Source organism: Staphylococcus sp. GW823-FHT05F06 (assembly GCF_058795495.1).
This window is the reverse complement of the sequence record NZ_JBXAHW010000001.1, coordinates 80,553-93,969: the sequence shown is the minus strand read 5'-3', so window position 1 is coordinate 93,969 and position 13,417 is coordinate 80,553. Positions and strand designations below refer to the sequence as shown.

Below are 13,417 nucleotides of genomic sequence, written 5' to 3'. Positions count from 1 at the left end.
TTATCGCTTCTTTTTTTATATGTATAATTATATTAATTTCGTTTGTAGATGATCTCATCTTCATGATCGATTGCATCTACAGTTAGTTTTTCATCTTGAAAATACCATAAATCTTTTTCCGCAATAACGACATTTATTTCATAGAATGTTTGTTCAAAACCTATATCAATAGCATCTTTATTTTCTACGGTGAACGCTGGACTAAATCCTTGTTTTAATTGGAATTCTCCTCCATATTTTACATAAAATTGAAGAACTTTATTGCTTATAGGTAAATCCAATTCGTTTTTAAACCATTCTACTGCCTTTTGAGTTAATTTTATATTCATAGTGTTATCACCTTACTTTTTTAAATTTTTATTTATCTAAATTTTAAAGGCATGATAGCATAATACATTGGATATGCTCTTTTATTGTAATCGAGTAAATATAAATTCATGGAAAATAATGAATCTTTTCAAAATTTTAAGTCTTTATTTTATTTTGGCAATTAAGTTATTAATCGCTAATATATTAATAATGCCTGGAACATTGATTTGAAGTCCCAGGCTCTAAGCAATTAGAAATTTGAGTTACATCCATTTAATTTTAGGTTCTTCTCCTTTAAAAATTCTAACTATATTAGATTTGTGTCGAATTATTAATATGATTGAAACAATTCCGCTAACAGCAAGTAAAATATAATCATGAATGATGATTGAACCAATCACACAACTAATTGCTGCAATGATACTTGATAAAGAAACATATTTAAAGATTTTTAATACACTAAAAAAGATAATTGCCAAGATAAGAAGTAAAATAGGATTGACACCTAATACAACTCCTGCACTGGTAGCTACTGCTTTTCCGCCATTAAATTTCAGATATATTGGATACACGTGACCGAGTATTGCAAACAATCCTACTATTAAACCATTTGTAAAGAAGGTGCTTATAACACCATCCGCATGAACTGGGAACCATAGTGGAAAAAAGACTGTAATAAATCCCTTGAAAATATCTAAAAACGTAACTATAAATCCAGCTGGTCTTCCAAGAACACGAAAACTGTTAGTTGCTCCAGTATTTCCACTACCGTATTGTCTTATATCTTTTTTAAAAAATAATTTACCAATAATTAACCCGCTTGGGAATGCACCAATCAGATAACTCAAGATTAACATGACGATGATCATCATAAAAACTTACACATCCTTTAGAAACTTAGCTTCATTCTACCACACTCAATATTAATTAGAACATTGTTAATTTAATTTAATTCAATAAAGTTACTCAAACAACTTAGTAATTTAAATGACACTTGCAATTTAGGTGAATTTATATAAGAATAACTATTGTATAGTTTTAATAACGAACGTACGTTTGTAGGAGGGCGAAATCATTGGCAATGAATAAACAAAATAATTATTCAGATGATTCAATTCAGGTACTTGAAGGACTAGAAGCAGTTAGGAAGAGACCTGGTATGTACATTGGATCAACTGATAAACGAGGATTACATCATCTTGTATATGAAGTTGTCGATAACTCCGTCGATGAAGTATTAAATGGTTATGGTGATGCGATTACAGTAACAATTAATCAGGATGGTAGTATTTCTATAGAAGATAATGGTCGAGGTATGCCAACAGGTATACATGCGTCTGGCAAACCTACTGCAGAAGTTATATTTACTGTTTTACATGCTGGAGGTAAATTTGGACAAGGAGGTTATAAAACATCTGGAGGTCTCCATGGGGTGGGTGCTTCTGTAGTAAATGCCCTTAGTGAATGGCTTGAAGTTGAAATTCATAGAGATGGTAATATCTACACACAAAATTTCAAAAATGGTGGTATTCCAGCGACAGGTTTAGTAAAAACTGGAAAAACAAAAAAAACTGGTACTAAAGTTACATTTAAACCAGACTCAGAAATATTTAAGTCAACGACGACTTTTAATTTTGATATTTTAAGTGAGCGTTTACAAGAATCTGCATTTTTACTTAAAGATTTAAAAATTACACTTACTGATTTACGTAGTGGAAAAGAACGAGAAGAAATTTACCATTACGAAGAAGGAATTAAAGAATTTGTTAGTTATGTCAATGAAGGTAAAGAAGTATTACATGATGTTACTACATTTGCAGGGCATTCCAATGGAATAGAGGTAGACGTAGCATTCCAATATAATGATCAGTACTCTGAGAGCATATTAAGTTTTGTAAATAATGTTCGTACAAAGGACGGAGGTACTCATGAAGTTGGTTTCAAAACGGCGATGACTCGTGTTTTTAATGAATATGCACGTCGTATAAACGAACTGAAAGATAAAGATAAAAATTTAGACGGTAATGATATACGCGAAGGTTTAACAGCGATAATTTCAGTACGTATACCAGAAGAACTTCTTCAATTTGAAGGGCAAACGAAATCAAAACTTGGCACTTCAGAAGCAAGGAGTGCTGTAGACTCTGTTGTTTCAGAAAAATTACCATATTACTTAGAAGAAAAGGGCCAATTATCTAAATCATTAGTTAAAAAAGCAATTAAAGCTCAACAAGCACGCGAGGCTGCTCGTAAAGCTAGAGAAGATGCACGCTCCGGAAAGAAAAATAAACGTAAAGATACATTGTTATCAGGTAAGTTAACTCCTGCGCAAAGTAAAAATACTGATAAAAACGAGTTATATCTAGTTGAGGGTGATTCAGCGGGAGGTTCTGCAAAATTGGGACGCGACCGTAAATTCCAAGCTATTTTACCTCTTCGTGGAAAGGTTATTAATACAGAAAAGGCACGTTTAGAGGATATTTTTAAAAATGAAGAAATTAATACGATTATTCATACTATTGGTGCTGGTGTTGGTACTGACTTTAAAATTGAGGATAGTAATTACAACAGAATTATTATCATGACAGATGCTGATACGGATGGTGCACATATTCAAGTATTATTGCTTACATTTTTCTTTAAATATATGAAACCACTTGTTCAAGCTGGGCGTGTCTTTATTGCGTTACCGCCTTTATACAAATTAGAAAAAGGCAAAGGTAAGAATAAAAAAGTTGAGTACGCTTGGACTGATGAAGAATTAGAAAATTTACAAAAGCAATTAGGAAAAGGTTTCATATTACAGCGTTATAAAGGTCTTGGTGAAATGAATCCAGAACAATTATGGGAAACTACCATGAATCCAGAAACTCGGACATTAATTAGAGTTCAAGTTGAAGATGAAGTTCGTTCATCAAAACGTGTCACTACTTTGATGGGGGATAAGGTTGCCCCACGAAGAGAGTGGATTGAAAAACACGTTGAATTTGGTATGCAAGAAGATCAAAGCATTTTGGATAATAAAGAAGTCCAAATACTAGAGAATGAAAAATATATTGAGGAGGAAACGAATTGAGTGAGATAATTCAAGATTTGTCACTTGAAGATGTTATTGGTGACCGATTTGGACGTTATAGTAAATATATCATTCAAGAACGTGCATTACCTGATGTACGTGATGGTTTAAAACCAGTACAACGACGTATACTATTCGCAATGTATTCAAGTGGGAATACGTATGATAAAAATTTCCGTAAAAGTGCGAAAACTGTCGGTGATGTAATAGGTCAATATCATCCTCATGGAGACTCTTCAGTATATGATGCTATGGTGCGCTTAAGTCAAGATTGGAAGTTACGTCATGTTCTAATTGAAATGCATGGTAATAATGGTAGTATCGATAACGATCCTCCAGCTGCTATGCGTTACACAGAAGCTAAACTTAGTCAATTATCAGAAGAACTATTAAGGGATATTAATAAGGAAACAGTATCATTTATTCCAAACTATGATGACACAACTTTGGAACCAATGGTATTACCAGCGAGATTCCCTAATTTATTAATTAATGGATCTACGGGGATTTCTTCAGGATATGCTACTGATATCCCGCCGCATAACCTCGCCGAAGTAATACAAGGCACATTGAAGTATATCGATCAACCTGATATTACAATTAATCAACTGATGAAATATATCAAAGGGCCTGACTTTCCTACAGGTGGTATCATTCAAGGAATAGAAGGTATAAAAAAAGCGTATGAGACCGGTAAAGGAAAGGTTGTCGTGCGTTCACGAGTAGATGAAGAGCCTTTAAGAAGTGGACGTAAACAATTAATTGTGACTGAAATTCCGTATGAAGTGAATAAAAGTAGTTTAGTTAAAAGAATTGACGAATTACGTGCCGATAAAAAGGTTGATGGTATTGTAGAAGTTCGAGATGAGACTGATAGAACTGGATTACGAATTGCAATCGAATTAAAAAAAGATGCTAATAGCGAATCAATCAAAAACTATTTATATAAGAATTCGGATTTACAAATTTCATATAATTTTAATATGGTTGCTATTAGTGAAGGTCGCCCTAAGTTGATGGGATTACGTGAAATTATAGAAAGTTATTTAAATCATCAAATTGAAGTGGTTACAAATAGAACGCGTTATGACTTAGAGCAAGCTGAAAAACGTATGCATATTGTGGAAGGATTAATGAAAGCTTTATCTATACTTGATGAAGTTATTGCATTGATACGTAATTCTAAAAATAAAAAAGATGCTAAAGATAATTTAGTTGCAGAGTATGACTTTACTGAAGCTCAAGCAGAAGCTATTGTCATGTTACAGCTGTATAGATTAACAAATACTGACATTGAAGCTTTGAAAAAAGAACATGAAGAGTTAGAAGCTTTAATAAAAGAATTAAGAAATATCTTAGATAATCATGAGGCACTTTTAGCAGTAATTAAAGATGAACTAAATGAAATTAAAAAGAAATTTAAAGTGGATCGACTATCTACAATCGAAGCTGAAATTTCCGAAATCAAAATTGATAAAGAAGTTATGGTGCCTAGTGAAGAAGTGATTTTAAGTTTGACGCAACATGGCTATATAAAACGTACATCTACACGTAGTTTTAACGCAAGTGGTGTGACTGAAATCGGTTTGAAGGACGGCGACCGTTTATTAAAACATGAAAGCGTGAATACTCAAGATACTGTTCTTGTATTTACAAATAAAGGTAGATATTTGTTTATACCTGTTCATAAATTAGCCGATATCCGTTGGAAAGAGCTTGGTCAACACATATCACAAATTGTGCCAATAGATGAAGATGAAGAAGTGGTAAATGTATACAACGAAAAAGATTTTAAAAATGAAGCCTTTTATATTATGGCTACAAAAAACGGCATGATTAAGAAAAGTAGTGCTTCACAATTTAAAACTACTCGGTTTAATAAACCACTCATAAATATGAAGGTTAAAGACAAAGATGAACTTATTAATGTCGTTCGATTAGAGTCTGATCAGTTAATTACTGTTCTAACCCATAAAGGCATGTCATTAACTTATTCAACTAATGAATTATCGGATACAGGCTTAAGAGCAGCTGGTGTTAAATCAATTAATCTTAAAGATGAAGACTATGTTGTTATGACAGAAGATGTGAACGACTCAGATTCCATAATAATGGTTACACAACGTGGTGCTATGAAGCGTATTGATTTTAATGTTCTTCAAGAAGCTAAACGCGCACAACGTGGAATTACTTTACTAAAAGAATTAAAGAAAAAACCGCATCGAATTGTGGCAGGTGCAGTAGTTAAAGAAAATCACACGAAATATATTGTATTCTCTCAACATCATGAAGAATATGGTAATATCGATGATGTACACTTATCTGAACAATATACTAATGGATCATTTATTATTGATACTGATGATTTTGGAGAAGTAGAAAGTATGATTCTAGAGTAAAAGTATATGCAATCACAAAATAAAATGATAAAATAAAAATTAATAATAGCAACTAAAATGAGCACAAGGGATTTATGTCTAATTTGAACTATCAAAGTGATAATATACATTTATTGTTAATATGAATGTTTAATCTTTGTTAATGAAATTAAAGCATAAATCTCTTGGTGTATTTAAAACGATAAATTTAAGTGGATGAGAGGGATTCGTTTTGCAAGATTTTGATAACTTAATTCCTGGCTGGTTTAAAACATTTGTTCAAGTCGGGAATGACTTAATTTGGTCTCAATATCTTATTGGATTATTATTAACAGCAGGTTTTTTCTTTACAATTAGTTCTAAATTTATTCAACTCAGAATGTTACCAGAGATGTTTAGAGCATTAACTGAAAAGCCAGAAACTTTAAGTAGTGGTGAGAAGGGTATTTCACCATTTCAAGCTTTTGCGATTAGTGCTGGGTCAAGAGTAGGAACTGGAAATATTGCCGGTGTTGCAACTGCTATTGTTCTTGGTGGCCCCGGTGCAGTCTTCTGGATGTGGATTATTGCTTTTATTGGTGCAGCTAGTGCATTTATGGAAGCAACGCTTGCTCAAGTTTATAAGGTACATGACAAAGAAGGTGGATTCCGTGGCGGACCAGCCTATTACATAACAAAAGGGCTAAACCAAAAATGGCTTGGAATTGTATTTGCTGTTTTAATTACAGTTACATTTGCTTTTGTATTTAATACTGTTCAAGCGAATACAATTGCTGAATCATTAAATACACAATACAATATTAGCCCGGTAATTACTGGAATAGTACTTGCAGTTATTACAGGTATTATCATCTTTGGTGGTGTTCGTAGCATAGCTACACTATCTTCACTTATTGTGCCTATTATGGCTATTGTTTATATAGGTATGGTTTTAATCATTTTATTACTCAATATAGATCAAATTGTACCTATGATTGGCACTATTATTAAAAGTGCATTCGGAGTTCAGCAGGTTACTGGTGGTGCTGTAGGAGCTGCTATTCTTCAAGGTATTAAACGTGGTTTATTCTCAAACGAAGCTGGTATGGGATCTGCACCTAATGCTGCTGCTACATCTGCTGTGCCCCATCCCGTTAAACAAGGTTTAATTCAATCATTAGGTGTATTCTTTGACACTATGCTTGTTTGTACAGCTACAGCAATTATGATTTTATTATATTCTGGTTTGCAATTTGGTGATAGCGCGCCTCAAGGTGTAGCAGTTACGCAATCAGCGTTGAACGAACATTTAGGTTCAGCAGGAGGTATTTTCTTAACTGTAGCAGTTACCTTATTTGCATTTTCATCTGTTGTAGGTAACTATTACTATGGACAATCCAATATTGAATTTTTATCTAACAATAAGATGATATTATTTATTTTTAGATGTTTTGTAGTACTTTTAGTATTTGTAGGTGCTGTTGCTAAAACAGAAACAGTTTGGAGTACTGCCGATTTATTTATGGGTCTTATGGCAATAGTAAATATCATATCAATTATAGGTTTGTCGAATATTGCGTTTGCAGTGATGAAAGATTATCAAAGACAGCGTAAAGAAGGTCAGAGACCTGTGTTTAAACCCGAAAACTTAGAAATAAATTTATTTGGCATTGAGACTTGGGGACAACATGCAAAAATGCCAAAAAAATAGTGAATAAATCAATAAAATAACGGCTTGATACATATCCCTTGATGTATCAAGCCGCTTTATTTTTGGCAAGATTTAAAGTATTGATGTCATTGATTCAATCTCTATATAACAGTAAAAAATTTCAAAATAGATTCCTTTTCAATTTAGGTATTAAGCATTATAATTTTAATAATGATATTAGAAAGGTGATTATGATGAGCAAGTATGTAATAACGAAAACACTCAATAACAATGTCATCATATGCACAAAAAATCATCAAGAGGTTGTTTTAATTGGTAAAGGTATTGGTTTTAATAAAAAGGTTGGTATGACAGTTCAAGAGAATGCTTCAATAGAAAAAATTTATAAATTAGAACAACAAGAGCAACAAGAACACTACAAAACACTTTTGGAGCTCGGAGAAGATCATGTTGTTCAAGCGGTGATAGAATCAGTTAATATTATCAATGAATCTGGTCTAATTACAGATGATAAAAATTTGGTTGTTGCACTTACAGATCACATCATTTATGCCTATAAAAGACTTAAGCAACATCAAATGATTACAAATCCATTTGTGATTGAAACAAAACATCTCTATAGTAATGCATACAATGTTGCTCGAAAGGTAATCGATAAATTAAATAAAACCTTAGACGTACATTTTCCAGAAGATGAAATTGGATTCATCGCATTACATATTGCATCCAACTCTGAAAAATTATCAATTCACGATATTTCAGTAATAAACAAGTTAATCAATAAGAGTATTACAATTATTGAAACTGATTTACAACATTCAATTGATAAACAAACAATACAATATCAGCGTTTTATAAGACACATACAATTTTTAATATATCGATTAACTAAAGGTGAGTATTTAGAAGCACAGGAGAATTTTATATCGATGATAAAAACTATGTATCCTCGTAGTTTTAATACGGCTTATAAAATATTAAAAATGATTCAACGTGAGTTTAGTGTGTATGTATACGAAGCGGAAATAGTTTATTTAACATTACATATCAATCATTTTGAAGTTCAAATTAGTAGTGAATAAATCTTAAAATATTCTTTTAATAAGAAAAGTGACTTTAATGATTAGAGTATTGTTATTTGTGGTAAGATAAATATTGTGTTTTTAAGCTTATTTTTACAATAAATTAAAAAGTAAATAGATGTATTTTTAAGGCGTGGTGAATTTAATGAAAAATGAAAAAGAAATAAATGGAAAAAAAAGCCATTTTTTTAGTTTGTCAGAGTCTAGATTTATGAGGTTTTTAGGCGGAAATGACCTTATTTATGCTTTAATTGCATTGGTTCTTTTAGGTATTGTCATTTTTATCTTTGATAAAATTTCATATGTCTTTCAACCATTTATTATTGTATTTAATACAATAGCAGCACCTATTATTGTTTCATTAGTGCTATTTTATTTATTCAATCCTATTGTAAATATGATGGAGAGATATCGTATTCCAAGACTATTAGGTATAACAATTATTTATGTTGCAATTGTTGGTATTATTACATTAATAGTTAATTTACTTATTCCAATTATTGGATCACAGATAGAAAGTTTTATCAAAAATACACCTAATTATTTACATAAAATTACGCGTTCACTTGATAAACTTAATAATAATACCATTTTATCTGGTTACATGGGACAAGTGAACGAATGGTTAGAATCTGCTCAGAAAAAGATACCATCTATGGTTTCAGATTACTCAGACGGATTTGGATCTAAACTCGCAACTTTTGCTGAGGCAGTCGCAAATATCGGTATTGTTATTGGGACTACACCTTTTGTGTTATTCTTTATGTTAAAAGATGGTCATAAATTTAAAGATTATACTACAAAAATTATGCCACCTAAATTTAGAAAAGATTTTCATGACTTGTTAGAAAAGATGAGTGTACAAGTTGGTTCATACATTCAAGGTCAAATTATTGTGTCATTTTGTATTGGATTATTACTATTTATTGGCTATTCAATTATTGGTCTTAAGTACGCCTTAGTTTTAGCAAGTATTGCTGCAGTAACTAGTGTGGTTCCTTATTTAGGACCGACAATAGCAATATCACCTGCGATTGTTATCGCGATTATTACTTCACCTTTAATGTTATTAAAGTTAGCTGTTGTATGGACGCTTGTCCAATTCTTTGAAGGCCACTTTATCTCTCCTAACGTTATGGGGAAAACATTGAAAATTCATCCTTTAACAATTATTTTCATTTTATTATGTGCAGGAAATTTAATGGGCATTGTTGGTGTGATTATTGGTATTCCTCTATACGCTGTACTTAAGGTATTGGTTTCACACATATTTATGTTATTTAAACGAAGATACAATCGCTACTATGGAAATGATGCTGGTGAGTACATTATCACTGAAGAAGAAAAAGGAATTAAACAATAATATATATAATTTTAGACTGGAACAACAAAACAACAATGTTCCAGTCTTTTTTATTTTTAAATCACATACATTTGCAATCATGATATGCTTAGTAATCATATGATAAATGATTTTATTCAAATTAATCTCGCGGATGATGTGAAAATTGTATTACAATAATGTAAGGTTCATCTTGCTTATTGATATTCTATATGACATAGCTTTATGATATATTTTGATATATATCATATTGAATTAGAATCGAAGTGAAAACATGACACAAGAATTAAAAAGTAAATTACTTTCTTTTTTTAAATTTATTTTCGCCACTGCTTTATTTATCTTTGTAATTTTTACACTCTATAGAGAATTATCACATATCAATTTTAAAGAGACATTCATACAGTTCGGCAAAATTAATAGATTATGGCTCGTACTACTATTTGCTGGTGGGGGACTGTCACTCATCTTATTATCACTGTACGATATTATTTTAGTAAAGGCTCTTAAACTTAAAATGCCGTTGATTAGAGTCTTTAGAGTGAGTTATATTATCAACGCCCTTAATTCTATAATTGGTTTTGGAGGGTTTATAGGTGCAGGCGTAAGAGCTTTTGTGTATAAAAATTATACTAATGACACGAAAAAACTTGTACAATATATTTCTATTATTTTAGTATCTATGCTTACGGGATTAAGTTTATTATCCATCTTAGTTGTCCTGCGTATATTTAATGCTTCTCACATGATTGATGAAATTTCGTGGGTACGTTGGATTTTATATATTGTTGCATTATTTTTACCAATTTTTATTTTTTATACCGTCGCACGACCTGTAGATAGAAATAATCGTTATATGGGTGTGTATTGTACAGTTGTATCATGTGTTGAGTGGATGGCAGCAGCTACTGTATTATATTTTGCTGCATTGATTGTCGATATACATATCTCATTTATGACTTTTGTAGGTATATTTGTTATTGCAGCTTTATCTGGTTTAGTTAGTTTTATTCCAGGTGGTTTTGGCGCGTTTGATTTAGTCGTGTTACTAGGACTGAAATCACTTGGTATTTCTGAAGAAAAGATACTTCTAGCATTAGTTTTATATCGATTTGCTTATTATTTTGTGCCAGTGATGATTGCACTTATACTATCTTCATTTGAATTTGGAAATACTGCTAAAAAATATCTCGACAATTCGAAGTACTTTATACCTGTAAAAGACTTCACTTCATTTTTGAGGTCTTATCAGAAAGATATTTTAGCTAAAGTGCCTTCATTTTCGTTAGCGATTTTAATATTTTTAACTAGTATTATTTTCTTTATTAATAATTTAACTATTGTCTATGATGGATTGTATGATGGAAATCATTTTGCCTATTATATTGCTTTAGCTGTACAAACGAGTGCTTGTTTGTTACTTATTTTAAATGTAAGAGGTATTTATAAAGGCAGTCGTCGTGCAATAATTTATGCCTTTATTTCTATTATTTTAATTGCTAGTGCGACTATATATACTTATGCGTCATTTTTATTATTGTCATGGCTCATTATCATATTTGTGTTACTGATTTTAGCTTATCAACGTGCTCAAGTACTTAAACGACCATTACGCTTTAAAAAGTTGGCGGTTATGCTACTTCTTAGTATCTTTATTCTTTATTTAAATCATATTTTAATATCAGGAACTTTATATGCATTAGATGTTTATCATATTGAGATTGATACGTCTTTATTACGATATTACTTTTGGATGACCATTGTTATTATTATGCTACTCGTTGGCGTTATTGCTTGGCTTTTTGACTATAAGTATAAATGCCCTCATCATAGCATTGATTTAACACTTTGCGATGCAATTATTCAAAAATACGGTGGTAATTATTTAAGTCACCTTGTTTATAGTGGTGACAAAGATTGTTTCTTTAATGAAAATAAAGATTCATTTATTATGTATCGATATAAGTCCAATGCCCTTGTCGTTTTGGGTGATCCAATTGGCAATACTAAATCATTCGAGTCATTATTAGAAGCATTTTATCAGTTTGCAGAGTATCAAGGTTATGAGATTATTTTTTATCAAATAAGTGATCAATATATGCCTTTATATCATAATTTTGGGAATCAATTCTTCAAATTAGGTGAAGAAGCTATTATTGATTTAACAACGTTTACAACATCTGGTAAAAAGCGACGTGGTTTCAGAGCGACGCTCAATAAATTTGATGATTTAAATATCAATTTTGAAATTATTGAACCACCATTTACTCAAGATTTCTTTGATGAACTTAAATTTGTGAGTGATAAATGGTTGGATGGAAGAAGTGAAATGCATTTTTCTGTAGGTCAATTTACTCAAACTTATTTATCGAAAGCACCTATTGGAGTAATGAGAGATCACTCTGGCAAGATGATTGCATTTTGTAGTTTGATGCCTACTTATTCTAATAATGCAATATCTGTTGATTTAATTAGATGGTTGCCTGAATTGGATTTACCTTTAATGGATGGATTATATCTTCATATGTTGTTATGGAGTAAAGAAAAGGGGTATAAAGCATTTAATATGGGAATGGCGACACTCTCGAATGTAGGTCAATTGCATTATTCTTATTTAAGAGAGAGAATGGCAGGACGTGTATTTGAACATTTCAATGGTTTATACCGTTTTCAAGGATTAAGACGTTATAAAGAAAAATATAGCCCCAATTGGGAACCTAGATTTTTAGTTTATCAAAAGCATTATTCTCTGTGGGAGAGTATGCTTAAAGTGATGAGAGTCATACGCCATAAATAATGAATATTTTAAACATTTATCTCTAAACATCCATAAATATAGCCTGGAACATCAATTGTTGTTCCAGGCATTTTTAATGTAAGGTAGTTGTTGACTTAATTGAAAAAATATTTTTATCAAAATTCTTCATTCATATTTTTTATTCTCAAGATGGAATGATATATTCAAAATGAATCATGGTCCAATCTATTATTTACATATGATTATTTTTGACATAACTAGCACGATCTTGTTGTTCTTGTTCATAACGTTCAGGGTTCTTTTTGTAGAAATCTTGATGGTATGCTTCCGCTTCATAAAAAGTTGATGCCGGTAAAATTTTTGTTGCAATTGCTTTATCAGCGTTAAAACTATCTTGGAGTTCACATATATATTGTTCTGCTAACTGTCTTTGATGTTCATTTGAATAGAAAATAGCAGTCTTATATTGAGAACCTCTATCTTGAAATTGACCACCATCATCCAAAGGATCGATAACTGAAAAGAAAATTTCTAATAATTTATGATATGAAAATAGAGCAACATCATACTCAATTTTAACCACTTCATAATGCCCAGTAGATCCAGTTTTTACTTCTTCATAAGAAGGATTAACTAAGTGTCCTCCCATATATCCCGACGTGACTTTTTCGATACCATCGAATGTATCAAAAGGTTTAGTCATACACCAAAAACAGCCACCAGCAAAGTATGCAGTATTGATATTCATTTATGCCATCCTCTCATTGGACCTTAGTACCATTTATTAAAAAACTCTTGCAATTTGAATACTTTTTCTATAA

9 protein-coding genes are annotated in these 13,417 nt (G+C 31.3%); 6 read left to right on the top strand and 3 right to left on the bottom strand.

What is annotated here, in order from left to right:
• Positions 1-32: 32 nt before the first annotated feature.
• Positions 33-329 (bottom strand): HesB/YadR/YfhF family protein, encoded by a 297-nt coding sequence (locus AC1Q7N_RS00445; RefSeq protein WP_001831009.1) that lies wholly within the window; start codon positions 327-329, stop codon positions 33-35.
• A 243-nt stretch (positions 330-572) separates the two neighbouring features.
• Positions 573-1,181: a glycerol-3-phosphate 1-O-acyltransferase PlsY gene (gene plsY, locus AC1Q7N_RS00440; protein ID WP_002439653.1), complete on the bottom strand. Its 609-nt coding sequence runs from the start codon at positions 1,179-1,181 to the stop codon at positions 573-575.
• A 209-nt stretch (positions 1,182-1,390) separates the two neighbouring features.
• Between plsY and parE the strand changes: the two genes are divergently transcribed.
• The 6 genes from parE (at position 1,391) to mprF (ending at position 12,635) form a co-directional block, all read left to right on the top strand.
• The gene (gene parE, locus AC1Q7N_RS00435; RefSeq protein WP_002456533.1) at positions 1,391-3,385 is read left to right on the top strand and encodes a DNA topoisomerase IV subunit B; all 1,995 of its coding nucleotides are present in this window, start codon (positions 1,391-1,393) and stop codon (positions 3,383-3,385) included.
• Positions 3,382-5,784, top strand: coding sequence for a DNA topoisomerase IV subunit A (parC, locus tag AC1Q7N_RS00430; RefSeq protein WP_002439655.1), 2,403 nt, complete (start codon positions 3,382-3,384; stop codon positions 5,782-5,784). Before parE ends, parC begins: the two co-directional genes overlap by 4 nt.
• 211 nt (positions 5,785-5,995) lie before the next feature.
• The gene (alsT, locus tag AC1Q7N_RS00425) at positions 5,996-7,453 is read left to right on the top strand and encodes a glutamine transporter AlsT (RefSeq protein WP_049387431.1); all 1,458 of its coding nucleotides are present in this window, start codon (positions 5,996-5,998) and stop codon (positions 7,451-7,453) included.
• 194 nt (positions 7,454-7,647) lie between these two features.
• Positions 7,648-8,496, top strand: coding sequence for a glucose PTS transporter transcription antiterminator GlcT (gene glcT / locus AC1Q7N_RS00420; protein WP_002456203.1), 849 nt, complete (start codon positions 7,648-7,650; stop codon positions 8,494-8,496).
• Between the two features lie 145 nt (positions 8,497-8,641).
• Complete coding sequence (locus AC1Q7N_RS00415; RefSeq protein WP_001832647.1) at positions 8,642-9,859, top strand: AI-2E family transporter; 1,218 nt, start codon at positions 8,642-8,644, stop codon at positions 9,857-9,859.
• A gap of 253 nt (positions 9,860-10,112) precedes the next feature.
• Positions 10,113-12,635, top strand: coding sequence for a bifunctional lysylphosphatidylglycerol flippase/synthetase MprF (mprF, locus tag AC1Q7N_RS00410; protein WP_001831275.1), 2,523 nt, complete (start codon positions 10,113-10,115; stop codon positions 12,633-12,635).
• A 193-nt stretch (positions 12,636-12,828) separates the two neighbouring features.
• On the opposite strand, the gene msrA is transcribed toward mprF, so the two are convergent.
• On the bottom strand, positions 12,829-13,344 hold the full coding sequence (gene msrA / locus AC1Q7N_RS00405; protein ID WP_001831153.1) for a peptide-methionine (S)-S-oxide reductase MsrA: 516 nt from the start codon (positions 13,342-13,344) through the stop codon (positions 12,829-12,831).
• Positions 13,345-13,417 lie beyond the last annotated feature (73 nt).

Excerpts from the sequence above, each read along its gene's own strand:
- mprF (WP_001831275.1), top strand. The coding sequence starts at position 10,113 with ATGACACAAGAATTAAAAAGTAAATTACTTTCTTTTTTTAAATTTATT.
- glcT (WP_002456203.1), top strand. The coding sequence starts at position 7,648 with ATGAGCAAGTATGTAATAACGAAAACACTCAATAACAATGTCATCATA.
- msrA (WP_001831153.1), bottom strand. The coding sequence starts at position 13,344 with ATGAATATCAATACTGCATACTTTGCTGGTGGCTGTTTTTGGTGTATG.
- AC1Q7N_RS00445 (WP_001831009.1), bottom strand. The coding sequence starts at position 329 with ATGAATATAAAATTAACTCAAAAGGCAGTAGAATGGTTTAAAAACGAA.
- parE (WP_002456533.1), top strand. The coding sequence starts at position 1,391 with ATGAATAAACAAAATAATTATTCAGATGATTCAATTCAGGTACTTGAA.
- plsY (WP_002439653.1), bottom strand. The coding sequence starts at position 1,181 with ATGATGATCATCGTCATGTTAATCTTGAGTTATCTGATTGGTGCATTC.
- AC1Q7N_RS00415 (WP_001832647.1), top strand. The coding sequence starts at position 8,642 with ATGAAAAATGAAAAAGAAATAAATGGAAAAAAAAGCCATTTTTTTAGT.